At 44.9% G+C, this 25,177-nt stretch carries 26 protein-coding genes, 1 rRNA gene and 1 pseudogene; 21 read left to right on the top strand and 7 right to left on the bottom strand.

The genetic code is table 11. The annotated features are described in order from the left end of the window. Entirely contained in the window at window positions 1–585 is a 585-nt protein-coding gene (ampD, locus tag C3420_RS01540; RefSeq protein ID WP_103799792.1) for a 1,6-anhydro-N-acetylmuramyl-L-alanine amidase AmpD, read from the bottom strand. Window positions 586–765: 180 nt separating this feature from the next. Here ampD and nadC point away from each other — a divergent pair, with 180 nt between their 5' ends. Further along, window positions 766–1,611, top strand: a complete 846-nt coding sequence (nadC, locus tag C3420_RS01535; RefSeq protein WP_103799793.1) for a carboxylating nicotinate-nucleotide diphosphorylase — start codon at window positions 766–768, stop codon at window positions 1,609–1,611. A 123-nt stretch (window positions 1,612–1,734) separates the two neighbouring features. Here the strand turns inward: nadC and C3420_RS17765 are convergent, their stop codons facing one another. Beyond that, complete coding sequence (locus tag C3420_RS17765) at window positions 1,735–1,857, bottom strand: hypothetical protein (protein WP_004813902.1); 123 nt, start codon at window positions 1,855–1,857, stop codon at window positions 1,735–1,737. Between the two features lie 156 nt (window positions 1,858–2,013). Continuing rightward, window positions 2,014–2,730 (bottom strand): ribonuclease PH, encoded by a 717-nt coding sequence (gene rph, locus C3420_RS01530; RefSeq protein ID WP_004813903.1) that lies wholly within the window; start codon window positions 2,728–2,730, stop codon window positions 2,014–2,016. Window positions 2,731–2,928: 198 nt separating this feature from the next. On the opposite strand from rph, the gene C3420_RS01525 reads away from it, so the two are divergent. Then, complete coding sequence (locus C3420_RS01525) at window positions 2,929–3,558, top strand: TetR family transcriptional regulator (RefSeq protein WP_103799794.1); 630 nt, start codon at window positions 2,929–2,931, stop codon at window positions 3,556–3,558. Between the two features lie 83 nt (window positions 3,559–3,641). Here the strand turns inward: C3420_RS01525 and C3420_RS01520 are convergent, their stop codons facing one another. Continuing rightward, complete coding sequence (locus tag C3420_RS01520) at window positions 3,642–4,256, bottom strand: thiol:disulfide interchange protein DsbA/DsbL (RefSeq protein ID WP_103799795.1); 615 nt, start codon at window positions 4,254–4,256, stop codon at window positions 3,642–3,644. Between the two features lie 181 nt (window positions 4,257–4,437). Here C3420_RS01520 and ubiG point away from each other — a divergent pair, with 181 nt between their 5' ends. The 14 genes from ubiG to C3420_RS01455 all read left to right on the top strand — a co-directional run bounded on the left by ubiG (window position 4,438) and on the right by C3420_RS01455 (window position 16,464). After that, window positions 4,438–5,166, top strand: a complete 729-nt coding sequence (gene ubiG, locus C3420_RS01515) for a bifunctional 2-polyprenyl-6-hydroxyphenol methylase/3-demethylubiquinol 3-O-methyltransferase UbiG (protein WP_048882125.1) — start codon at window positions 4,438–4,440, stop codon at window positions 5,164–5,166. After that, window positions 5,163–5,846, top strand: a complete 684-nt coding sequence (locus tag C3420_RS01510; RefSeq protein WP_004813910.1) for an HAD family hydrolase — start codon at window positions 5,163–5,165, stop codon at window positions 5,844–5,846. Before ubiG ends, C3420_RS01510 begins: the two co-directional genes overlap by 4 nt. A 63-nt stretch (window positions 5,847–5,909) precedes the next feature. After that, the gene (locus C3420_RS01505; protein WP_004813911.1) at window positions 5,910–6,656 is read left to right on the top strand and encodes a YciK family oxidoreductase; all 747 of its coding nucleotides are present in this window, start codon (window positions 5,910–5,912) and stop codon (window positions 6,654–6,656) included. 168 nt (window positions 6,657–6,824) lie between these two features. Further along, on the top strand, window positions 6,825–7,244 hold the full coding sequence (locus C3420_RS01500) for a hypothetical protein (protein WP_004813913.1): 420 nt from the start codon (window positions 6,825–6,827) through the stop codon (window positions 7,242–7,244). A 184-nt stretch (window positions 7,245–7,428) separates the two neighbouring features. Beyond that, complete coding sequence (locus C3420_RS17345; RefSeq protein ID WP_167367438.1) at window positions 7,429–7,584, top strand: hypothetical protein; 156 nt, start codon at window positions 7,429–7,431, stop codon at window positions 7,582–7,584. 283 nt (window positions 7,585–7,867) lie between these two features. Continuing rightward, on the top strand, window positions 7,868–8,251 hold the full coding sequence (locus C3420_RS01495) for an RcnB family protein (RefSeq protein WP_004813917.1): 384 nt from the start codon (window positions 7,868–7,870) through the stop codon (window positions 8,249–8,251). 219 nt (window positions 8,252–8,470) lie between these two features. Continuing rightward, window positions 8,471–8,857, top strand: a complete 387-nt coding sequence (locus tag C3420_RS01490; RefSeq protein WP_048882123.1) for an RcnB family protein — start codon at window positions 8,471–8,473, stop codon at window positions 8,855–8,857. 133 nt (window positions 8,858–8,990) lie between these two features. Continuing rightward, window positions 8,991–10,340, top strand: a complete 1,350-nt coding sequence (argA, locus tag C3420_RS01485) for an amino-acid N-acetyltransferase (protein WP_103799796.1) — start codon at window positions 8,991–8,993, stop codon at window positions 10,338–10,340. 335 nt (window positions 10,341–10,675) lie between these two features. Continuing rightward, on the top strand, window positions 10,676–11,635 hold the full coding sequence (locus C3420_RS01480) for a sulfonate ABC transporter substrate-binding protein (protein WP_103799797.1): 960 nt from the start codon (window positions 10,676–10,678) through the stop codon (window positions 11,633–11,635). Window positions 11,636–11,664: 29 nt separating this feature from the next. Further along, a complete protein-coding gene (locus C3420_RS01475; protein WP_004890941.1) occupies window positions 11,665–12,657 on the top strand; it encodes a sulfonate ABC transporter substrate-binding protein in 993 nt (330 codons plus the stop codon). Window positions 12,658–12,673: 16 nt separating this feature from the next. After that, window positions 12,674–13,849: an FMNH2-dependent alkanesulfonate monooxygenase gene (gene ssuD / locus C3420_RS01470; protein ID WP_103799798.1), complete on the top strand. Its 1,176-nt coding sequence runs from the start codon at window positions 12,674–12,676 to the stop codon at window positions 13,847–13,849. Next, window positions 13,849–14,664, top strand: a complete 816-nt coding sequence (ssuC, locus tag C3420_RS01465; protein WP_103799799.1) for an aliphatic sulfonate ABC transporter permease SsuC — start codon at window positions 13,849–13,851, stop codon at window positions 14,662–14,664. Before ssuD ends, ssuC begins: the two co-directional genes overlap by 1 nt. Before the next feature lie 24 nt (window positions 14,665–14,688). After that, window positions 14,689–15,495: an ABC transporter ATP-binding protein gene (locus C3420_RS01460; RefSeq protein ID WP_008305908.1), complete on the top strand. Its 807-nt coding sequence runs from the start codon at window positions 14,689–14,691 to the stop codon at window positions 15,493–15,495. A 333-nt stretch (window positions 15,496–15,828) separates the two neighbouring features. Then, window positions 15,829–16,464, top strand: a complete 636-nt coding sequence (locus tag C3420_RS01455) for a TetR family transcriptional regulator C-terminal domain-containing protein (protein ID WP_171058634.1) — start codon at window positions 15,829–15,831, stop codon at window positions 16,462–16,464. Window positions 16,465–16,524: 60 nt separating this feature from the next. On the opposite strand, the pseudogene C3420_RS01450 reads toward C3420_RS01455, so the two are convergent. Continuing rightward, window positions 16,525–17,088, bottom strand: a pseudogene (locus tag C3420_RS01450) (5'-nucleosidase). A gap of 331 nt (window positions 17,089–17,419) precedes the next feature. Between C3420_RS01450 and ribF the strand changes: the two are divergent. From ribF to C3420_RS01425, 5 genes are all read left to right on the top strand, one after another. Beyond that, window positions 17,420–18,421 (top strand): bifunctional riboflavin kinase/FAD synthetase, encoded by a 1,002-nt coding sequence (ribF, locus tag C3420_RS01445; protein ID WP_103799800.1) that lies wholly within the window; start codon window positions 17,420–17,422, stop codon window positions 18,419–18,421. A gap of 64 nt (window positions 18,422–18,485) precedes the next feature. After that, entirely contained in the window at window positions 18,486–21,332 is a 2,847-nt protein-coding gene (gene ileS / locus C3420_RS01440; RefSeq protein WP_103799801.1) for an isoleucine--tRNA ligase, read from the top strand. Further along, window positions 21,325–21,855: a signal peptidase II gene (gene lspA, locus C3420_RS01435; RefSeq protein ID WP_008305917.1), complete on the top strand. Its 531-nt coding sequence runs from the start codon at window positions 21,325–21,327 to the stop codon at window positions 21,853–21,855. Before ileS ends, lspA begins: the two co-directional genes overlap by 8 nt. A gap of 1 nt (window position 21,856) precedes the next feature. Continuing rightward, window positions 21,857–22,339: an FKBP-type peptidyl-prolyl cis-trans isomerase gene (locus C3420_RS01430; RefSeq protein ID WP_103799802.1), complete on the top strand. Its 483-nt coding sequence runs from the start codon at window positions 21,857–21,859 to the stop codon at window positions 22,337–22,339. Between the two features lie 130 nt (window positions 22,340–22,469). Beyond that, a complete protein-coding gene (locus C3420_RS01425; RefSeq protein ID WP_048882116.1) occupies window positions 22,470–23,012 on the top strand; it encodes an NADPH-dependent FMN reductase in 543 nt (180 codons plus the stop codon). Between the two features lie 571 nt (window positions 23,013–23,583). On the opposite strand, the gene C3420_RS01420 is transcribed toward C3420_RS01425, so the two are convergent. Beyond that, the gene (locus C3420_RS01420) at window positions 23,584–24,780 is read right to left on the bottom strand and encodes a PQQ-dependent sugar dehydrogenase (protein WP_103799803.1); all 1,197 of its coding nucleotides are present in this window, start codon (window positions 24,778–24,780) and stop codon (window positions 23,584–23,586) included. A 278-nt stretch (window positions 24,781–25,058) separates the two neighbouring features. Beyond that, window positions 25,059–25,173, bottom strand: a 5S ribosomal RNA gene (gene rrf / locus C3420_RS01415). Window positions 25,174–25,177: the final 4 nt, after the last annotated feature.

The following is a 25,177-nucleotide window of genomic DNA, read 5'->3' as shown; positions in this document are numbered from 1 at the left end:
CTATTCAGGTATTGATGTATTTTTATAATGATGCAATTGTTCACGGAATGCGACCCAGTTGAAATGTAGGCCTGGATCAGTTTTACGTCCCGGGGCAATATCAGAATGTCCGGCAATATGTTGCTGGATTTTTGGATAATGGGCTTGCAGACAGGCCGTCACCTGTACCAGTGCATCGTACTGTGCCTGCTCGAAGGGAAGGTCATCGCTGCCTTCAAGCTCAATCCCGATAGAATAATCATTGCATTCTTTCTTAGCGAGATAGGTCGAACGACCCGCATGCCAGGCCCGCTCATTAAAATTGACAAACTGCAGTACTTCCCCGCTACGCAGAATTAACAGATGGGTAGAGACTTGCATGCCCTGAATGGTCTGAAAATAAGGATGTACTGACCAATCCAGCTGATTTTGGAAAAACTGCTCAATATAACCACCGCCAAATTGCGAGGGCGGCAGGCTGATGTTATGCACCACGATCAGTTGAATCTCGGTATTTTCCGGACGCTGGTTAAAATTGGGTGAGGGAATCTGGCGTGCACCGATGAGTTGTCCATCCTTCACATGAAACGCAGGTGCTTGTTGCATAAAAACTTTCCTATCCCCAATCAAAATGACTGCTGCGCAATGCAGCTGGCTTAATGCTAAAACTTTCGTATCCAAATCTCAATTCAGCTGTGATGACTGTACGAAAAATCGCTCATTTTTATGTAACAGTGCTAATATAACGCGCAATTTTCACGGCTTACAAAAGATACGGAAATACTCATGAGCATATCTCAAGCTTTGCTAGAACAGTCGATTCAGATGAATATTCAACAGGCGCTGGCTGAAGACATTGGTGATGGTGACATCACTGCCATGCTAACACCTGAAGATGAACAGGCGACTGCCACCATTATCAGTCGTGAGAATATGGTGCTGGCTGGGCAACCTTGGGTGAATGCTTTGATTCAAGCCTACGATCCAAAAATTGAAGTGATCTGGCTGAAGAATGACGGTGATCGTGTCGGGGCCAATGAAACCTTCCTGAAACTGGCAGGTTCTGCGCGTAGCCTGCTCACGGTAGAACGTCCGGCATTGAATTTTGTCCAAACCCTGTCTGCAGTCGCGACCAAAACAGCAAGCTATGTCAAACAATTAGAAGGTTTAAATACCAAACTATTAGACACCCGTAAAACCATTCCCGGCCTGCGTATTGCACAGAAATATGCCGTAGCGATTGGGGGTGGTCAGAATCATCGTCTAGGGCTGTTCGATGCCTTTTTAATTAAAGAAAATCACATTATGGCGGCTGGTGGAATTGAACAGGCCATTGCCAAGGCACATCAGATTGCACCAGGTAAACCGGTAGAAGTCGAAGTAGAGACCTGGGATGAGTTAAATCAGGCACTTGAAGCCAAGGCAGATATTGTAATGCTGGATAATTTTAGCCAGCAGCAAATGATTGATGCGGTGAAGCATGTAGCAGGTCGTTGCAAACTGGAAGCTTCGGGCAATATTAAGATTGAGAATTTACGTGAAGTGGCTAGTACAGGTGTAGATTATATTTCGATGGGCGTTCTGACCAAGGATGTGAAAGCAATTGATTTATCCATGCGCTTTAATGCCTAAATCTTGCTGAATACGCGTTAGAAGAAGGGTGCGAAGCACCCTTTTTTTATTTTTAGATTTTTTTGCGCAGTTTTTGCACAAAAAATAATAAAGATGAATGAAGTGACACTGGGGGTATGATGACTAATTGGTATTTTGTCCTGCTGGTGCAGAAGCACCATCCCGATCTGCATCACGGGAATTATTATCACAGGCAGTCAGACCAAGAACGGTACAGACTGAAAGTGCCATGAATAATATTTTCATACGTTGACCCTCTATAGTTAAGTAGATTGAAAATCATCTCTCGAAACACAGCGATACAGTAGATAGGTCCTGTTCAATTTTTGTGAGGCAATGTTGAAGCCTAAGAATACCCATAAAAAAACGCATCCGAAGATGCGTTTTTCACTAGAAGCTAAATTACCAGCCTAAAGCTTCTTGCTGTTTCTTGATCAGCTCTTGGATGCCCTTCTCAGCCATTTCCAGCATGTCATTGCATTGACTACGGGTAAATGGCTTGTCTTCTGCAGTACCCTGAATTTCAATGAATTCACCAGCTTGGGTCATCACGACATTCAGGTCAGTCTGGCAGTTAGAATCTTCTTCATAGCAAAGATCCAGTAATACTTCATCTTTGAAGATACCCACAGAAATTGCAGCAACCAGACCTTTAAGTGGATCTTGCTTGATTTTTTTCTTCTCAAGCAACACATTCATCGCATCAATCAATGCTACCGCAGCACCGGTAATAGAGGCTGTACGTGTCCCGCCATCTGCCTGGATCACATCACAGTCGATAGTAATCGTATTTTCACCGAGTTTTTTCAGGTCCACCATAGCGCGCAGGCTACGGCCGATCAGACGCTGGATTTCCTGAGTACGGCCACTCTGTTTGCCACGTGCCGCTTCACGGTCGCTACGGGTATGTGTTGAACGTGGCAGCATGCCATATTCTGCGGTTACCCAGCCTTGGCCCTGACCTTTCAGGAAACGGGGAACCGAGTTGTCAATGCTGGCAGTACAAAGCACTTTAGTATGACCAAATTCAACCAATACTGAACCTTCCGCATAACGTGTGTAATTGCGGGTAATTTTGATGTCACGTAATTGATCTAATGCTCGCTGGTCGATACGCATAAATAAGTCCTGCTTTGACTGAAAAATAATTGCGGCTCAGTATAACAGAAGCCTCTGCCAAGATTGCCCGGCCCTTGGCATGATTTACAAAATCAATTCAGTCTTGTTCGATCAAAATACAAAATCAGGCCATCTGAATGGCGCTGTGTGATTGCCGATTTTTTGTTAAACTTAAAGGGAAATATCGAGAAGATTTTTATGTCTTTACGTGCAGAACGCAAACAGCAAAGTCATCAGGCAATACTAGATGCCGCACTGGTACTGAGTAGCCGTGGTCGTGCATTTAGCAATATCAGCCTGCGTGAACTGTCCCGTGAAGTTGGACTGGTGCCGACAGCGTTCTACCGGCATTTTAAGGACATGCAGCAATTGGGTCTGGAACTGCTCGACCAAGTCGCCATTAATTTAAAAAGTGTCTTAAATCGGCTGGTAGAAGCTTACTTGTATCAAGTACATTCAGACACTGAAACCTCAATTGGGCTTTTCCTTCAGGCTGTTGAAGAACATCCTGAGCCATGGCTATTTTTTAGTTCAGAACGTTGGGGCGGATCGGACTTTTTGCGAACCAGTATTGAGCGAGAACTGCAATTTTTAGTTGCTGATCTGGTCGATGAGCTGGGAAATCTTTATTCCGCTCAGGGAATCGAATCGCCTCAACACTTGAAGCTGCTGGTCCAGATGCTCGTGGATTTATCCTTGAATTGGGCGATGGGTTGGCTGAGTATTCAAGGTCTGTCAGATGTCAATCTTCAAAAAAGTCGCGCAGCAGAATTTAAAGCTCAGACGGTTATTCAGATGCAACTGCTATTTCAGGACATTCATGCATGAACAGCCTTCAGGCAGCTAGAATAGATATTTTCAACAATAAAAAACCTGCAGCAAGGTGCAGGTTTTTTTAAGATCAGCAGAAATTATTTTGCCTTACGCTCTTTTTCTACCAGGAAATTTACCACCTGAATTACTTTGGCATCATCACCCTGAACGACATACTTACCATTCACGGTCACGGCTGGTACACCCGTTAACTGATAAGATGCGGCCAGATTTTTCGCCTGGGCGATTTTTGAAGAAATCGGGAATGATTTATACGTACTGTTAAATTTCGCTTCTGAAATACCATAACGGGTATAGAACTTGGCGAGTTGTGCTTGTTCTAAAATTGGTTTTTGCTTCGCATGGATATCATGGAACAACTGCAAGTGCGCTTTTTGACGAACACCTAGGGCTTCAGACACATAATAGGCACGTGCTGCCTGTTCCCATAGTGGGTTCATCGCAGCTGGAGTACGGACAAAACGAATATCTTTAGGCAGTTGTTTCAACCAGGCCTGCATATGCGGTTCAAGTGTATAGCAGTGACCACAGCCATACCAGAAGAATTCACGTACTTCGATTTTCCCTGGCTTTTCAACTTTGACTGGCTTAGCCAGCACTTGATAGTCTTGGCCTGCTACAAAGTTAGCCATCGCACTGCCAGAAAATGCTAAAACAGATGCAGCAACAGTGCCTAAAATAAATTTTTTCATTGGAATTATGATCCTCAAAATCTTTATGATTAGCTTATGCAGATACTATAAATCAAATATGCGGCTTTCGTTTTTATTCTGTGAACTTTTTTAAGGCTTTTATCGCTTTTTTTGCAGGAAGCGCTACACTAATCAACATTGAACTTTTTTAAAATATAACGACTTGATTGAGGTGACACCGATGTCGCAATTGAATGTTGATCCACAAGAAATTGCCAAATTTGAAGCTTTCGCAGCCATATGGTGGGATCAGCATTCCGAGTTCCGCCCTTTACACATGATTAATCCACTACGTCTGAACTGGATTGACGAACATGCTGGCGGCTTGAGCGGCAAAAAAGTTCTGGATGTAGGCTGTGGCGGTGGCATTCTGGCCGAAAGCATGGCACGCCGTGGTGCTGATGTGCTTGGTATCGATATGGGTGAAGCACCACTGAATGTGGCACGTCTACATGCGGAACAGGAAGGTGTCAGTAATATTCAATACCGTCAGGTTCCTGTTGAGCAACTCGCCGAGGAACAAGCAGGACAATACGATGTGGTGACCTGCATGGAAATGCTGGAGCATGTTCCAGATCCGGCATCGATCATTCAGGCTTGCCATAAGCTGGTAAAACCAGGCGGTCATGTGTTCTTCTCGACCATTAACCGTAATCCGAAGTCATATCTGTTTGCCATTATTGGTGCAGAATATGTGCTGCGTATGCTGGCACGTGGTACGCATGATTACAGCAAATTTATCAAACCATCTGAACTGGCGCATGACATCCGCAACGCTGGTCTGAAACTAAAAGATATGACGGGTCTGCACTATAACCCGCTGACCAAACGTTACTGGTTAGCGCCAAATGTAGATGTTAACTATATGGTCTATACGGCAAAAGAACAGGCGAATGGAGCTGCTGAATGAAAGCAGTTCTCTTTGACCTCGATGGTACCTTAATTGACACTGCTGCCGACTTTGTCCGCATTATTCAGGATATGTGCCGTGAAGAAGGCCGTGAAGTAGTAGCACCAGAGTTGATCCGCACTCAGGTTTCAGAAGGTGCTCGTGCCATGGTCAAGCTGGTCTATCCGGAACTCGAGCTGGAAGATCCTCTCCTGCTGGCGCATCGTCAGCGTTTCTTAGACCTGTATGGTGCCGATATTGCAGTAGATACTGACCTGTTTGACGGCATGTATCCACTGCTGGAAGCTTTGGAAGCACGCAGTATTCCTTGGGGTATTGTCACCAATAAACCACGCTGGTTAAGTGAATCGCTGCTTGCGGCATTGAATCTCTCAGAGCGCTGTTCGGTACTGGTCTGCCCGGAAGATGTGGGCCGTACCAAACCGGATCCGGAGCCAATGTATCTGGCAGCAAAACAGATTGACCTGGCGGCTAAAGACTGTATCTATGTCGGCGATCATCCACGTGATATCGATGCCGGACGTGCAGCCAATATGTATACTATTCTGGCAGCCTATGGTTATCTGCCTTTAGAACATAAAGATAATTTAAACGCCTGGCAGGCGGATTGTATCGTGCATAGTGTAGAAGAATTACATCAACGAATTCAGGATCTGGTTTTAAAGCCAGTACTCGGCTAAAACTCAGGTTCCGGTCAGAACATTAAACTTCACAACAATAAGCAAGAAATAAGGAGGTCGTTCATGAAGTATTCAGAATATCAACCTCGCTCAGACCTGTTAAAGGATCGTATTATCCTGATCACAGGTGCCGGCGATGGCATTGGACGTGCAGCAGCGATCAGCTATGCCCTGCATGGCGCGACGGTAGTGCTGCATGGTCGCACCCTGAACAAGCTTGAAGTTATCTACGATGAAATTGAAGGTTTGGGTGCACCACGCCCGGCAATTCTGCCTTTACAGCTTTCCAGTGCTTCTGAGCGTGATTACGAGCTCCTGTTCGAAACACTGAGTAAACAGTTTGGTCGTCTGGACGGAATTCTGCATAATGCAGGCATGCTCGGTGAACGGATTGAACTGGCAAACTATAGCCCCGGTGTCTGGGACGATGTAATGGCTGTCAACCTGCGTGCACCCTTTGTGCTGACTCAGGCCCTGCTTCCTCTGCTCGAAAAATCTGAGCATGCTTCTGTGGTCTTTACCAGTTCAGGTGTAGGCCGTCAGGTGCGTGAACGCTGGGGAGCTTATTCAGTTTCCAAGGTTGCTATTGAAGCGGTAAGCCAGCTGTTTGCCAAAGAAAATGTACATCCACATGTGCGTTTTAACTGCATTAATCCGGGTGCAACCCGGACTGCGATGCGTTCTAAAGCCTATCCGGATGAAGATCCACTAACCTTGCCAACCCCGGAATCGATTATGCCGGCTTATCTGTACCTGATGGGTGATGACAGTCTGCATATGAATGGTCAAAGTATTGATGCGCAGGATTAACTGCTGATTGAAGTGAACATGATTGAAATGAGGGAGCCTTGGCTCCCTTTTTCATTGCTATTTTAGACAGAAATAATGCATAAATCTTCTCTGACTCCACCCTGGTCGCATTGAGTTTCGTTAAAATTCACCCATACTATCGCTAACAGATTTTGATTCGAGTGCAACATGACTGACCTAAACAACATCACCGTGACCACTTTGGAAGATGGCATGGTGTCACTTCTGATTGATCAGCAGCCGGTTTCTGAAAAATACGGCGTGAAGTTTGAAGCCAGCATTGTGGACGACATCAAGGCACTCGAAAATGGCAGCAAGCTGAAACTATTCGAGCAGTTTATCTTTTCCCATACCGATCTGAACTTTGAACATGCCTATTACTATGTGACAGGTATTGAAAAACTGGATGATGGCTACCGTCTGGCTAAACATTTTGTGTATCGCATTAAAATTGAAAATCAGCCGGATATCGAACATGTAATTAGCAATCAAGGCAAGCCCATGACCACGGATGATGTACGTGCCTTTATTAATGCACATATCCAGAAGTCCCTGACTGACTATACCGATCTGAACTACGCTTACTAAGCCAGGTTTAAACCGATATAAGAGCACGCCAAGCGTGTTCTTTTTTTATTCGGGAAACCTATTAAAAACAGCTATAAATCGGTTTTTTACATACTAATAATAATTTTATTCGGTTTTTCAAATTAAAGCCTGAGCGCTATGATACCTGTATTCAAGATGATGACCAGATAAAGGAGAATCCAGCATGGCTGACCAAAAACGTAAAATCGAGACTATTCGCCATATTGAAAGCCTGCAATTATCAGCTACCTTGATTCAAGCTTTAGATGATGCCACTGAAGCGGAATGTGTGGCTGAAGCGATCCAGTCGTTACAGGGTTTGACTGAACAATGGAACTAGTTCAGACCTGCAAATATTGAGGTACTATTCGACTGGAATACAGGAGATAAATTGCCCTAATCAACCGGGTTTCTCTTGACCTCACCATACATTAGTCTCAGGATAGTATTTCACAGCTTCTCAAGCGCTTAGCCTGTATGAAGTGTTCAAAAACTACTGAAATCATGGCATAGTCATAATCTCTCTGCATTCTTTAAAGAATACATGCCTGATCTTCACAGTTTCTCTGCAATTTTTGCGTAAATTAGACTGTAGAAAATGAACAATTGATTGAGGGTTCACCATGAAAAAGCTTTTGGTTGCTTTGACAATGTCTATCAGTACATTAATGCTGACGAATGTTGCCAATGCTGCGCCGCATTTTGATGATGAACGTCATATGGATCAACGTCAAGGTCAGTCTAAAAAATTCCGTGATCGCGCAGATGATGACCATGAAGACCGTCGCCGTATGCGTGAAGAGCGTGGTGTAAAGCGTTTACAGCAAATGAAATGGCAACCCGGTTATGTCATGCCACAGCATTATCGCGGTAATGGTTATAAAGTTGAATATAAAGACCACAAGTTGCCAAAACCTGACCGCAGACAGCAATGGTATAAAGTCAATAATGAATACATTCTGGTCGATTCGGACAACAACAGTATTATTCGAATTCTTGGACATTAAATCCTCACATTTTCATAGACCCAACTTGTTTGGGTCTTTTTTATTTTAGCTAGGTGGTATTGGATGCTGTTCTTGACTAAAAAAACCTGTAATTCCCTCTTATTCTTCTTTTTTTCTTCATAAATTTAACAATTCGCCTAAATTGCCCTCACGGTTTCTCTCTACTGATTCGCTAATTTAGTCTCATCGAAACGATAATGATGAATTCAGGTGAATGCCATGAAAAAAGTGTTAACAACAATCGCTTTATCCTTGAGTGCTTTAGTTGCAACTTCTGCAATGGCTGCACCGCAACATGATCCGCGTTATGCGCCACATAAACCGGCACCGCATTGGGATCATAAAGATGCGAAAAAATGGGACGATCGCCGTGATGACCGTCGCTGGAATGATAAACGCTATAACAACCGTGTGGTGAATCCAAGCCGTGACTGGCGTGTCGGTCAAAAGCTGCCTAACCAGTATGACAACCGCCGTTTTGAAGTAAGTGGTTATGAAGCACGCCGTCTGCCAAATGCAGGCAGAAACCAGCAGTGGTACAAAATCAATGGTGATTATGTGCTAGTCAATGAGCGTAATGACAAGATTATCCGTATCCTCAACTAAATCTCAATTCTGTATCTTTTCTCCATTGCACCTGAAGCCCACGCTTCAGGTGTTTTTTTATTGCTGTACTTCGTTCCCGGGTTTTTTTAGAATCAAATTCAATTAAGTATTATTTTCTAATATAGGCCAGTGCATGAACCCAGCAGAACCGTCTCAAAGCACAACTTTGCAATATGTGCATTGGTTTCGCCATTCTGCGCCCTATATTAATGCGCACCGTAACAAGACCTTCGTGATCATGTTTGATGGCGAGGCGGTGCTGCATGACAATTTCCAGCATATTATTCACGATATTGCCCTGCTGCATTCTCTCGGAATTCATCTGATTCTGGTGCATGGTGCGCGTCCACAGATCAACCTGAATCTGGCAGCAAGTCAGATCATCACGCCTTTTCATCGTCAGCGCCGAATCACAACCCGTGAATCGTTGAGCTGTGTCATGAATGCTGTGGGTTCAATCCGCCTGCAGATTGAAGCCTTGCTCTCAATGGGACTGGCCAACTCACCCATGTATGGCGCCCGTATAGATGTCGTATCCGGTAATTTTGTTACTGCCAAGCCTTACGGGATTCGTGACGGTATTGATTTCCAGTTAACTGGTGAAGTCCGTACCGTAGATACCAATGCGATTCAGCGTCATCTTGACAGTCATAACATTGTGGTGCTTGGACCAACCGGTTATTCCACCACTGGCGAAGTGTTCAACCTGCTGGCGGAGGAAGTTGCGACCAAAACTGCGATTCGTATCAAGGCAGACAAGCTGATTTTCCTGGGTAAACAGCATGGCCTGCTGAATACGGATGGACAATTGCAACGTGAAGTGCAGCCAAGTCAGCTGGATGCTTATATAATGCAGGATGCTCAAGACCTGCCATCCGAACTAAGCTTGCAACTTCGCGCTGCACAGGAAGCCTCGATGAATGGCGTCAACCGTGTGCATCTGATTTCCTATGCTCATGATGGTGCGCTGCTGGAAGAACTCTTCACCCGAGATGGTTCAGGTACTCTGATTACCGATGCTCATTATGAGGATGTACGTATGGCTACCATTCAGGATGTTGGCGGTCTGATTAACCTGCTACGGCCTTTGGAAGAAGAAGGCATTCTGGTGTATCGCTCACGCGAACGTCTGGAAAATGAAATTGAACAGTTCGCAGTCATTGAACGTGACGGCATGATTCTGGCCTGTGCCGCGTTATATCCGATACCAACCACAGGCAATGAGCTGCGTTCTGCTGAAATTGCCTGTGTCGCTGTCGATCCAAGTTATCGCAAGTCCAACCGCGGCAGCCAGATTCTGAATTATCTGGAAGATAAAGCCCGGAGCATGGGTATTCAGCAACTGTTTATTCTAACCACCCGCACTGCACATTGGTTCCTGGAACAGGGTTTTGAACAGTCCTCTGTCGATGATCTGCCCGATGCCCGTCAGGCGCTATATAACTATCAGCGTAATTCCCTGGTTTGTAAAAAGTCACTTTAATGTGACTTTTTATTTGTTTATATATCTTATTTTTTGCTAAAGATATGTAGATTTCTCAAATATTTAACTTAAAAAGCTTTGCATGGATTTTCATATCCATATCTTTATATTTTATTAAAAAATTAAATATATATTTCAATAGCTTAAATTGTATAAAAATAAAATTCCATAAAGATTCCAAATCACTTTTCTACATAAGTTTTGCGCTTTTTTATTTATCTTTTTTTCTCATTAGAAATTCCCGAATTGTTATTTTTTTGGAAAATAAAAAACGATTAGCGTATGCCTAACTTGTCTATTCAATCTAATTGGCTTTTTGTCAGGAGTTTATATTCATGCGCCAATCTACGGTTAAATTCATTGCAAAAACAGCAGCCCTGAGTACTGCTATTGCTGGCGTGATGTTGCTCTCTGGCTGCTCTAAAAAAGAAGAAAGTGTAACGCTGAATATCGGTTTCCAAAAATATGGCGTCCTTCCAATCTTGAAAGAACGCGGCACGTTGGAAACTGTATTAAAACAACAAGGCGTAAATGTGAAATGGGTGGAATTCCCGGCAGGTCCACAACTACTTGAAGGTCTGAATGTAGGCAGTGTGTCTTTTGGTGAAGCCGGTGAAGCACCGCCAATCTTTGCTCAGGCAGCCAACTCAAATCTGGTGTATGTCGCAAACCAGCCTGAAGCACCTAAGGCTGAAGCTCTGATTGTACAAAAAGACTCAAATATTCAGTCCGTCCAGGACCTGAAAGGCAAACGTATTGTACTCAACAAAGGCTCAAATGTTCATTATTTACTATTAAAAGTCCTTGAAGCCAATAATCTGAAACTCAGCGATATTGAAGTGGTGTACCTGCCACCTTCTGATGCACGTGCCGCTTTTGAGCGTGGAGCGGTTGATGCCTGGGTGATCTGGGATCCGTTCTTTGCGGCAGCAGAACATCAGATTGGTGCACGTGTGATTGCAACTGGTGAGAATATCGTGAGCAATCATCAGTTCTATCTGGCTGATCGTAAGTTCGCTGAAGCAAATCCACAGATCATTGATGCGGTAGTGAATGAGCTGAACCTGACTACTGAATGGGTATCTAGCCATCAAGATGAGGCAGCGAAACTTCTAGAAAAACCAACAGGCCTGGCATTCGACGTATTGAAAACTTCAATTTCACGTATGGGCTTTGGGGTAAAACCGCTCACACCAGAAGTGGCGCAAAAACAGCAGCAGGTCGCTGATGCCTTCTATGGCCAGCAACTGATTCCAGCAAAACTGAATATTCAATCAGCAATTTTAACCAAATAAATCATAGGAAAATATCAGGGGATCTAATAATGACTCAACATCAGCGACACAACAAAGCAATCACATGGTTCAAGACCTCCAGTCATGCTATGAATGCCGCATTAGTTGCTTGTGCGATGTTGGGTTCAAGTGCCGCTTGGGCAGTTGATCCGTCAGTGAAACAGCTTCGTGTAGGCTACCAAAAAGCTTCGGTAAACTTGGTCATTGCACAACAGCAAAAGCTGCTTGAACAGGAATTTCCAAATGCAAAAATCAGCTGGAACGAATTTCCAGGCGGACCACAAATTTTAGAAGCATTAGCTGTAGGCTCTATTGATATCGGTGCGACTGGAGACACTCCTCCCGTCTATGCTCAAGCTGGTAATAAACCATTGCATTATTTTGCTTATGAAACTGCAAAACCGCTCTCTTCTGCCATTCTGGTACAACACAATTCCAAAATTACTAAACTGAGCCAGCTCAAAGGTAAGCGTGTCGGCGTTCATCGCGGTTCCAGCTCGCATTATTTACTGGTCCAGGCAGTACGTAAGGCAGGTTTGCAATGGACCGATATCCAGCCAATCTGGTTAAGCCCTGCGGATGCACGCGCAGCTTTCCAGAAAGGTGCGATTGATGCCTGGGCAATTTGGGACCCGTACTATGCTGCAGCGCAAGTAGAAGATAAAGCCAGAGTCTTAGCTTCAGGGAAAGGCTTAAGCCCCAATTATACCTTCTATCTGGCTTCAGAAAATTTAATTAAAAAACACCCGCAAGCATTAAAAGGAATTATCAAACAGGTCAATGTTGCAGATAAATGGGTACAGCGTCATAAAGCTGAAACTGCAAAAATCTTTGCGCAAAGTACTGGCTTAACACCAATTGTCAGCCAGACCTTTATCCAGCGTCGTCCTAATCCATCTGGTGCTGCACCGCTCACCAAGAAAGTGATTGCCGACCAGCAAGAACTCGCGAACCGTTTTAGTGAACTCAAGATCATTCCAAAATCTATCAATATTCAGCAAGCCGTTTGGGCAGGCAAATAATTCAAGGATCAAAGACATGAAAATTTTCTGGTTTATTCCGACACATGGTGACAGCCGCTACCTAGGTACCAGCAAAGGTGCACGCCAGGTCGATCATGCTTACATGAAACAGATTGCAGTTGCGGTCGATAACCTGGGCTATGAAGGTGTACTGATTCCAACAGGCCGTTCATGTGAAGATCCATGGTTAACCGCAGCCAGCCTGATTGACGCGACCAAGAAATTGAAATTCCTGGTTGCGCTACGTCCGGGTGTAACGACTCCTGCACTGGCTGCACGTATGGCATCAACCTTTGACCGTTTATCTGGTGGCCGTGTCTTGCTAAATCTGGTCACTGGTGGTGATGAGCAGGAACTAAAAGGCGATGGCGTGTATGAAGATCACGAAACCCGCTACAAGACTGCAACTGAATACACGACGATCTGGCGTGAAATCCTGAAACGCTCTCACACGGGTGAGAGCTTCACTTTCCACGGTGAACACTTAAGTGTAGACGATGCAAAATTGCTCTATCCACCCGTTCAAGAGCCCCATCCTCCACTGTGGTTCGGCGGTTCTTCAGATGCTGCGATTGAACTTGCAACAGATCAGGTTGACACTTACCTGACTTGGGGTGAACCACCTGCAGCAGTCAAAGAAAAGATTGAAAATGTCCGTGCCAAAGCTGAAGCGAAAGGCCGTAAGCTTAGCTACGGTATCCGTTTACATGTGATTGTTCGTGAAACCAATGAAGAAGCATGGAAGGCCGCAGAAGAGCTGATCCAGTATGTGGATGATGCAACTATTGCGGCAGCTCAGGCAAAATTCAAGCAAATGGATTCAGTCGGTCAGCGTCGTATGGCTGAACTGCATAATGGCGACCGTAGCAAACTTGAAGTCTCTCCAAACCTTTGGGCAGGTGTCGGTCTGGTACGTGGTGGCGCAGGTACAGCACTGGTAGGTGACCCTAAAACTATCGCAGCACGTATTCAGGAATATGCTGCCTTGGGTATCGATACCTTTATCTTCTCAGGCTACCCACATCTGGAGGAGTCGATCCGTTTTGCTGAACTGGTATTTCCACTCTTACCACTTGAAACCCAGAAAAAATTGACTCAGCCAAACCTGACAGGTCCATTCGGTGAAATTGTGGCAAATAACTACACGCCAGATGAGAACAAGAAGGCTGCGAGTGTTCAGGAGCCAGCTTAATGTCGAAAGTCGTTTCTGTTGAAACCATTGCAGAAAAGAAGGTTTCACGTGGAACACAACTCAGGCAGCGTTTGCTGCCCTGGTTAGTTCCCATTGGATTAATTTTGATCTGGCAGATCGCGTCAAGTACCGGCCTGCTGGAAAGCCGAATTTTGCCTGCACCGAGTGCAGTCATCGCCGCATTCTGGGCTCTGCTGATGAGTGGTGAACTCTGGACCCATGTAAAAGTCAGTGCTGGCCGTGCCCTGAGTGGTTTACTGGTGGGTGGGGGTTTGGGGCTGCTTCTAGGTTTACTCAATGGTTCATCCAAAGCTGCCTCTACCCTGCTCGATACCACTTTACAGATGATCCGGAATATCCCTGCCCTGGCCTTAATTCCACTGGTGATTTTATGGTTCGGCATCGATGAATCAGCCAAGCTGTTTCTGGTCGCCATCGGCGTGTTCTTCCCGATCTATATCAATACCTATCATGGTATTCGCTCAGTCGATCCGCAGCTGATCGAAATGGGTAAAAGCTATGGCCTCACCCGTTGGCAACTGTATAAAGAAATTATTTTACCGGGCGCAATGCCTTCGATTCTGGTGGGTTTACGTTTCTCGTTAGGTTTAGTGTGGGTACTGCTGATTGTGGCTGAAACCATTTCTGCACAGTCCGGGATTGGTTATATGACCATGAATGCGCGTGAATTCCTGCAAACCGATGTGGTACTGGTCGGTATTTTACTGTATGCCTTACTTGGCAAACTGGCGGATGTTCTGGCGGTTGCCTTGGAACGTTTCCTGCTGCGCTGGCATGCTGGCTATCAAAAATAAATGAATAATATGGAGGAGCATGTGATGACTGATCTCAGCTTAGGGCGTCTCGCCAATGACCAAACTGCACCACAAGACTATGCTGCGGCAGATATTGATCCCCATGCAGTCATCGGTGCCGAAATTATTATTGAACAGCTGCACAAGTTCTATGGCTCGGTCAAGGTTCTGGAAGATCTGGACCTGCATATTCAGCCGGGCGAATTCCTGGCAATTGTCGGTCGTAGTGGTTGTGGTAAAAGTACCCTGCTGCGTCTGATTGCCGATCTGGAAAAACAGAGCTACGGCGAAATCAAGTTCAAGTCAGCACGTCATATTCGTGAAGGTATTACTGCGGACGATATTCGGGTGATGTTCCAAGATCCGCGTTTGTTGCCATGGCGGAGCATTGAACAAAATGTGCAATTGGGCTTGCCGAAAGATCAGCATGCCAATGCATCAAGCATGCTGGAGAAAGTCGGCTTAAAGGAAAAAGCAGGGCTATGGCCATCGCAACTGTCGGGTGGTCAGCGTCAACGTACAGCCTTGGCACGTGCTTTATCCCATAAACCACGTATCCTGCTCCTAGATGAACCCTTAGGTGCCCTGGATGCCCTGACCCGTCTTGACATGCAGAACCTGATCGAAAAGTTATGGACTGAACAGGGCTTTACTGCAATCCTGGTGACTCATGATGTCAGTGAAGCCGTACAGTTAGCAGATCGCATCATCCTGCTGGACAAAGGTCATATTGCCAAAGAGTTCCGTGTCAACTTGCCACGTCCACGTCAGAAAGGAATCCAGTTTGCTGAACTGGAACAGCAAGTTCTGAATGCCGTACTGGCAACCTAAAAAGAAACAAAACCCGGATTTAGAATCCGGGTTTTCACTTTGAAGGATAGATAATTCTTAGAATTTCATCAAAATTAAAATTACAGTCCATCTTAAAAATAAAATGTCATGAATCTGACATTAATTAAACTGATTTCTCAATAACAAAAGACTTCAAAATAATTTAAACATTTTCAAAAGCTTGATTTTTATACTGGGATTCGCTAGTTTTGTAAGGATTACATAGTTGATCTACAGAATAAATCATCATTATTCAAAAAATTAGACTTCTACTTTGTGCACAAATCTGATGATTTGCCGTACAATTCAATATTCCCTTTTTTAATTGTTTTTATATTGCTGATGGAACAAAAAAAGAGTACTCAAAAGCGCAACCAGCTGCTCAGTGCCGCTCTAGACGTTTTTTCCCTATATGGCTTTAGTGGGGCAAGTCTGGACGAAATCGCACAAATTGCAGAAATGCATAAATCTAATATTTTCTATTACTATGAAAATAAAGAAGCTCTCTATGTAGAGGTGTTAACCACCGTACTGCAAAAGTGGCTGGCACCACTGCAAATGCTTGAAGCCGAGCTAGAACCGGAAGAAGCGATCACCAATTATCTGATGCAGAAAATTGAAGTATCACGCACGCAACCGAAAGCATCTCGCCTGTTCGCCTTGGAAGTGATCCAGGGGGCACCACATATTCTGGAAATCCTGAAAGGTCCACTGAAAAAACTGGTGAAACGTAAAGCCAAGGTGATCAGTAACTGGCAGGAACAGGGCAAGATTTCTAAAGATATTGACCCTGAACTGCTGATCCTGAATATCTGGGCAGTGACACAGAACTATGCCGACTTTGCCATACAGATGGAAATGGTGACCGGCAAAACGCTGCGTAACCGTAGCATGCAGCAGCGTGTGATTCAGCACACTGTACATATGATGCTTTATGGCGTACTACCACGTCCTGAACAAAACGCATAAGTTTTGCTTGGCATACGACCATAGTCATTATGGTCGCCGATCCGGTCTTTGACCTTATTCTTATTTTAACATCTGATATAAAAATAACAGTTTTTGCGCGCCTAACAATAAGTTTTCCTCCCAGTCGAGATGTGCTGTGTCATTGGCACCATCGGTAATGTATTTTACAGAAATCAGGCGTACGCCAAGTTTCTTGCATACCTTGGCCAGTGCATAGCCTTCCATGTCGACCAGTTGGCAGGGCACTTTCGGTTGTCCTGTTTCGAAGCTATCTCCGGTTCCGCAAATACCCTTGGGCAAATGATCAAAGAAAGGCTCAAGCTCGATTGCTCCCGGGAAATGCTGATCCATCGGGGTTAAGCCGACGTTAAAACCGAGTGGTGATACGTCCATATCGCGTTGCACAAACTGGCTGACTTCGACCAGGGCATGCGCATCAAAATGCGAACTGCCTGCCGTACCCAGGTTCAATAAAGTCTTGCAGCCTGTGTTCTGAATCACTTCAAAGGCTTTAAAGGCTGCGTTGACTTAGCCAATACCGCTATAATGCACATCAATACCTTGTGCTTCAAATAAGCCTTTGGATTCATTAGGCAAAGCCATAATCAGTGCATGTTCGGACATTGGGTTTCCATATCAATTTTAAAATACTGGACTATTAAAAGATAAACAGGTAAACACTGCAAATAAAAATCGATTTCTGCTCAGCAGAAAATGGCCTCTCCCCTGTCTGCTATAAACCTGTTTAAACTGCTAGAAAAATAGAAATAGCTCTGATTATTAGAGAACTAAGGAAGCAGGAAATATTGATTAATTTTTATTTTATTCAGCCGATTAAGTTCTGGGCTGAAGATTTTTAAATAAAAGATATTGCATAAAAACACAACAACAAGACGAAACGTAAAGATTATGGCAATATATAGCCTCTTCGAATTTCTAAGCACCTGATTCGCCCATGAAGCTGCTCCGTCTAAATGCCTTATCGTCTCGCACAGAGTTACCTAAAACGGTGGTTACCATTGGTAATTTTGACGGTGTGCATTTAGGTCATCAGGTCATGATCAAACAGCTGAAAGCCGTGGCGGAACAGCAACAGCTGAAAAGCGTGGTAATGATCTTTGAACCGCAGCCGCTGGAATATTTCAAAGGCTATGAGGCCCCACCCCGTATATCATCTTTACGTGAAAAGGTGGAATACCTGACTGAACTGGGTGTGGACTATATTGCGGTGGCGAAATTTGATGAAAGTTTCCGTAGCCTGAATGCAGAACAGTTTGCCGATATTCTAAAAGATAAACTGAATGCCGAGCATCTGGTGCTGGGTGATGATTTCCACTTCGGCAAACACCGTCAGGGCAATAGCGAATTCCTGCGTAATTATGGTTTTCAGGTCACCAATCTGGATACCGTACAACTCGACGGCGAACGTGTCAGTTCGACCCGTATCCGTCAGACACTACAAGCAGGCGATCTTGCCCTGGCTGCCAAACTCCTGGGGCGCCCTTATAGCATTACCGGGCGGGTACAGTATGGTGACCAGATTGGCCGCACCATTGATTTCCCGACTATTAATGTGCGCTTAAACCGTCATAGACCGTGTTTGCAGGGTATTTATGGCGTGGAAGTGGTATGTGAAACCGAATCTTTAAAAGATAAAGCTAGAGCTGGTGATGCAAGCAAAACAGGCATTGCTGGCTATGATCCCACCGGTCTGTTTGGCGCCGGACATGTCGGGACCCGCCCGGTCATTCAGCAGGAACAACCAGAATGGCGATTAGAAGTACATTTCCCTGATGTTTCTGCTAATCTGTATGGCCTGTTGATGCGGGTGACATTCTTAAACTATTTGCATGGCGAAAAGAATTATCCTTCGCTTGAAGCCCTAAAAGCCGGAATTGATGACGATGTCGAGAAACTACTTGAGTTTCGTCGAAATCACCCCACATTTCCCTTTTAATCCCCCATATTTTTATTGTAAAACGTGTCTGTCAAATGACAGATTGAATTGGAAGACAACTTGCATGAGCGATAAGCAAACTCCTGAAAATGCAGTGGATTACAAAGCCACGCTAAACCTCCCAGGTACTGACTTTGCAATGAAGGCAAATCTGGCAGTACGTGAAGCGAAATGGTTAGAAGAGTGGTATGCCGACAACATTTATCAGCAGATTCGTGCGTCGCGTATTGGCAAGAAAAAATATGTACTTCATGACGGCCCTCCGTACGCAAACGGCCAAATCCATTTGGGTCATGCAGTCAATAAAGTCTTAAAAGACATCATTATTAAAAGCCGTGTCATGGATGGCTTTGATGCCCCATATGTACCGGGCTGGGACTGTCACGGTCTTCCAATCGAACTGAAAGTCGAAGAAAAAGTCGGTAAAGTGGGCGTAAAAGTTGATGCTTCGACTTTCCGTAAAGCTTGCCGCGAATATGCATATACACAAGTTGAATTACAGAAGAAAGACTTCGTGCGTATGGGCGTGTTCGGTGATTGGGACAATCCTTACCTGACAATGAACTTCAAACAGGAAGCGGATATTGTTCGCTCATTAGGTGCAATCGCAAAAGCTGGTCATATCGAACCAGGTCTGAAACCGGTCAACTGGTGTCTGGACTGTGGTTCATCTCTGGCTGAAGCAGAAGTTGAATATGAAGATAAAAAATCCGATGCGATTGACGTCGGTTTCACTGTAGTCGATTTGGCTGACCTGTCTGCACGTTTAGGTGTAGAAGTCGCTGACCGTACTGATATCGTGATCTGGACCACAACGCCTTGGACGCTTCCTGCGAACCAGGCCGTTGCCCTGCATGCTGAAATTGAATATCAACTGGTGAAAGCACGCGGCGAAGAAAAAGAACCACAAAACTTTATCCTGGCGAAAGATCTGGTGGAGTCGGCAACTGAACGCTACGGTTTTACCACTGTTGAAGTCATTGCTGATTTTGCCGGTAGCAAACTTGAGCACCTGGTTCTGCAACATCCACTGATTAACGATCGTCAAGTGCCTGTAATCTTGGGCGAACACGTGATTGCCACCAGTGGTACCGGTGCAGTACATACGGCGCCTGGCCATGGTGTGGACGACTATAAAGTTGGCTTGCTGTACAACCTGAAAGTAGAAAATCCAGTGGGTGGTAACGGTGTTTACTTACCAACGTCTCCACTGTTTGCTGGCGAGCATATCTACAAAGCCAATCCACAAATTATTGCTGCGTTGGCAGAGGCCAACAAGCTTTGGGCACATCACCCAATCAAACACAGCTACCCGCACTGCTGGCGTCATAAAACCCCAATTATCTTCCGTGCGACACCACAATGGTTCATCAGCATGGATACCAAAGGCTTACGTCAAGGCGCATTGAATGCGATCGAAAACGAGATCAGCTTTGTGCCGGACTGGGGTAAAAACCGTATCCAGGCGATGATTGAAGGCCGTCCAGACTGGTGTATCTCTCGTCAACGGACTTGGGGTGTGCCAATTCCGTTCTTCGTACATAAAGATACCAATGAGCTACATCCTCGTACGCCTGAACTGATCGAAGAAGTCGCTAAACTGATTGAACAGGAAGGTATTGATGGCTGGTACAACCGTGATGCACGCGAGTTCATCGGTGATGATGCTGAACAGTACAATGCGGTACGTGACACGCTAGACGTATGGTTCGACTCGGGTACAACGCACTACGCTGTATTACGTGAACGTGAAGAACTGCAAGATCCTGCGGATCTTTACCTTGAAGGTTCAGACCAACACCGTGGCTGGTTCCAGTCGTCGTTATTAACCTCGATTGCCATCAACGAACGTGCGCCATATAAAGGCTTGCTGACGCATGGTTTCGTGGTGGACGAAAAAGGCCGCAAGATGTCGAAATCGTTGGGTAACATCATTACCCCACAAGACATCATTAAAGATATGGGTGCAGACGGTTTACGCTTCTGGATCGCATCGGCGGACTACCGCTATGAAATGACTGCGGGTAAAGAAATATTTAGCCGTGCATCAGATGGTTACCGTCGTATCCGTAACACACTGCGTTTCTTACTTGCCAACTTAAATGGTTTCAAACCATCAACTGATGCGCTTCCTGTAGATCAATTGATCGCGCTTGATCAATACATCCTGCAACGTGCAGCTGAAGTACAGAAAACCGTTCAGCAAGCTTATGAAGATATGAACTTCCATATCGTAACCAATGCCTTAACCAATTTCTGTATCAATGACCTGGGTGGTTTCTACCTCGACATCATCAAAGACCGCCAATACACTACCAAAGCCGATTCTCAGGCACGTCACTCTGCACAAACTGCACTGTATCATCTGGTACAGGCATTCGTACGCTGGATGGCACCGATCTTGAGCTTTACTGCACAAGAAGCTTGGCCACTGATTCCTGAGCAGTCAGAGAAATATGTGTTCACTGCTGAATGGTATGATATTCCAGCTGCATCTACTGCAAACTTGGTGACTGAAGCTGAATGGCAAACGCTGATTTCGGTAAAATCTGCAGTGAACAAGTTTATTGAAGCGGCGCGTACTGAAAAAACAGTGGGTTCGAACCTGTCTGCCAAAGTTGAACTTTGGGCGTCGAACGAGCTGAAAGCAGTATTGGACAAACTGGGTGATGAACTGCGTTTTGTACTGATTACCTCTCAAGTGATCGTGAATGACTTTAAGGCTGCCCAAGGTGAAGCATCTGATCTGGAAGGTCTGAATGTGAAAGTTTCTGCCGCAGACGGTGAGAAATGTGTACGTTGCTGGCATGTACTTCCTGATGTAAACACACATGCATCACACCCAGGCTTGTGTGGCCGCTGTATCATCAACCTGCCGACAGGCCAAGGCGAAGAGAGAAAATATGCCTAATCCACAAGAAAAAAAGGGCTTATTCCAGTTCTATCCTCACAACTTGTGGTGGTTAGGTCTGACTATTATTTCAATTATTCTGGATCAATGGACCAAATGGATTGCGACCACTAGTCTGAATTACGCAGATCCAGTACCCGTCCTGCCCTTTTTAAATTGGACATTACTGCATAACTATGGCGCAGCCTTTAGTTTTCTGTCCGATGCCGGTGGATGGCAACGTTATTTCTTTACTTCGCTGGCAGGAGTAGTGTCTGTGATTTTCGTGTTCTGGCTGATGCGTATGCCAAAGAACATGAAAGTTTTACCTTTGGCCGTTGCCCTGATTCTGGGCGGTGCCATCGGCAACCTGATTGACCGTGTTTCTCTCGGCTATGTAGTCGATTTTATTCATGTTTATTATCAGAATAGCCACTTCCCTGCCTTTAACCTTGCAGACAGTGCCATTACGTTAGGTACTATTTTAATGCTGATTGACACCTTCTTCTTAGAAGGAAAACGCAACCAACAGCAGGCGAAATAACATGACTGATTTTATTAATCCTAACGAGGAAACTCGTATTGAAGCTGGCTCTAAGGTTGAGCTTCATTTCTCAGTAGCCATTGAAAATGGTGTTGAAATTGACAATACCCGCAGTCGTACTGAGCCGGTAAGTCTGGTGATGGGCGATGGCAGCTTGCTACCAGGCTTTGAAAAAGCACTGTTCGGTTTACGCGCCGGTGACCGTCGTACCGTAAGTCTTCCTCCTGAAGATGCTTTCGGTCCATGGAATCCTGAAAACGTACAAAAATTTGATACTGTGAAATTTGGCGAACGTCCAATTGAAGGTCATATGATCGAGTTTGAAGACAAAGCGAAACAAAGCCTGTATGGCGTGGTGAAAACCGTCGGTGATGACATCACTGAAGTGGATTTCAACCACCCGCTAGCTGGCAAGAATATTACTTTTGAAGTAGAAATCTTTAGAGTAACCCCAGCCGGTCAACAAGGTGTGAAATTGATGTAAGCATCATTTCACGACAAAGCGCCTTTGGGCGCTTTTTTTATAATGCAAATACCAAGATACAAATCATGCCTATTCATCCTTGCTTATTTTGATTAATTTAAATTGAGTGAAGCAATGACAGGATAATAAGATGAAGATTTACATCATTGTAGGCAGTATTCGCGAAGGACGTGTAGCGATCAAAGTAGCTGACTGGATCTTTAAACAAATTAAAACCTATCACTTCAGTACAGTGGAAGCTGAAATTGTCGATCTGAAAGAATGGGACCTGCCGATGTTTGCTGGCGCACATCCTCCACTCACCGGTATTTATGACCAGCCTAAACAGCAGGAATGGGCTGATTTTATTGCACTTGCAGATGCCATTATTTTTATCAGCCCGGAATATAACCATGGCTACAGTCCAGCCCTGAAAAATGCCCTGGATTATCTAGGTAAGGAATGGCAAGGCAAACCGGCGGCTTATGTCGGCTACGGTGCGACCAACGGCTCGCGCTCTATCGATCAGATCCGTCAGGTCGGTACACAGCTTGGTTTAGTGGATACCAATGCGGTAATCGAAATTCGTGATATCTTTAGTCGTGCTAAAGACTATACCTTTGAAGGGAATGAATTCGATAATAAAACCCTGCGAGGCGTGGTAGACAAGCTGATTCAGTATGTCAGTGCGTAAGTTGCCGCGGACAGCCACGTCCGTTTTAGCTTACAAGCCAAGCAGAAATTACTGCTATTTGCCTACAAATATACACGCTATATTTAAGTCATCACCGGACAGGATGTCCAATAGCGATACAAGAATAAGAAAAAGCGCATTACAACAGGAAGTTGCCAGATGTGACATGAGTCAGATCTTCATAACAAATCCAAAAGGCCTCGACAGGATGTCGAGGCCTTTTACTTTATGGGTTGTCTATAAGCTTAAGTACTTCTCGCTATCCTGCTGCAAATTTCAGCATCACTGTACGCTATGGCGCACAAGTATTGGGGAGGGTTGACGCTATACCAAATCCATAATTCCTCTTATAGTTAAGACATACAGGACAGGATGTCTTGAAGAATAAAAAACAATAAATGCAGCAGGAAGCTGATCGGTATGACAGGAGTTATACCTTGATAAATGAATCTGGAAAAGCCCTGACAGGATGTCAGGGCTTTTTCTTTTATACCTTCATAAGAAGCATATTTTTATCCTTAAACGAAAAGAGGATTCCTAAGCATCCTCCTATCTATATAAAAATTATGACTTAAAGCGCTGTGAGCTTTAACAAACGTGCCTGAGGACCATCTTCAATCACCCAGATGCCCCCATCCTGAGCCTGTACTGCGCCACGAATCCGTGCTTTCATATCCAGCCGTTGAACTTCTTTGGCAGGTTGCTGCATTGTATCTATAATAATAATTGCCTTGGAAGAAAGACCTGTGGCTATCGCTTTATTTTGCCATTGCGGGAACATTTTTCCGGTATAGAAGTTCAGGTCAGATGGAGAGATTACCGGCGTCCAGTCCAGTACAGGTGCTTCAAATTCAGGTCGGGTACTGTGGTCAGGAATTGGCTTTCCATCATAATGATCACCATTTGATACTAAAGGATAGCCATAATTTTTAGCCTTGATAATCTTGTTCAGTTCATCGCCGCCCTTCGGTCCCATTTCAATGATCCAGAGCTGCCCTTTGGGATCAAACGCCATTCCCAGAGGATTACGGTGTCCAAGACTCCAAACCTGCTGGGCAATTTCACCCTGATTCATAAAGGGATTATCGGCAGGGATCGAGCCATCATCGTTCAGGCGAATAATTTTACCGGCATTAGACTTCATATCTTGTGCAGGATCAAACTGTTGACGTTCACCCGAGCTGATCCAGAGCTTGCCATCTGAGCCAAACACTATCCGGTGTCCATAATGACCCTGCCCTGAAGAAAACTTAGGTACTTGTGTCCAGATTTTTTCGATCTGGGTGAGTTGTGGTGCACCTTGTTTCAAATCCAGCTTGCCACGAATCACTACTGCGCCGTAACCGCCTTGACCCTGTTCAGCATAGCTCAGATAGATCCATGGGTTATTGGCGAAATCAGGATGTAATGCGACATCTCCCAAGCCGCCCTGACCGCCATAAGCCACTTTCGGGGTGCCTTTAATTTCAGTCTTTTTCTTGGTTTCTGGATCGAATAAGTACAGTCTGCCTTTACGCTCGGTAAGCAGTAGCCGACCATCCTTTAAAGGTGCTATCGCCCATGGTTCATTAAACTCGGCAATATTATTGACCTTATAGGCTTGCTGTACTTGAGTGGAAGAAGGTGCAGTTACAGTTTCGGAAGTAGAGTTTGCCGCTTCCGGACTCTTATTGAGTTCCTGTGACGTCTTGTTCTGTGCATGACAGGCAGTCAGGCTATAAGGGATAAAGCCTAAACACAACATTGCTGCGAGATGAACCTGTTTCATTGTTATTCTACATACTTATTAAAACGAATAACTTACAATTTAGCATCTCAAACGCTCACTAAAAGCATAAAAAGGTTAACAATCGTAAACGAAAATAATCCTAGCTTGCGCCGATAAGTCCTAACTATATTGAAACCATCCCTTGCTACAGGCTGAATTATATTAGATTTTCACCTGATAGAGCTGTTGGTCAGCAGTTTACAGCAAGTGATCAATCGATTAAATCTCAAGCATAAAAAAAGCCCCCTGTATTAGCAGAGGGCTTTTTAGGAATAATGAGCTGGCGATGACTTACTCTCACATGGGAAACCCCACACTACCATCAGCGCTAAGAGGTTTCACTTCTGAGTTCGGGAAGGGATCAGGTGGTTCACTCTTGCTATGGTCGCCAGCACAA

This window comes from Acinetobacter sp. ACNIH3 (genome assembly GCF_002918965.1).
In the GTDB taxonomy this organism is placed as follows: Bacteria; Pseudomonadota; Gammaproteobacteria; order Pseudomonadales; family Moraxellaceae; genus Acinetobacter; species Acinetobacter schindleri.
The sequence above is the reverse complement of the archived record's forward strand: the minus strand, read 5'-3'. Positions and strand labels throughout refer to the sequence as shown.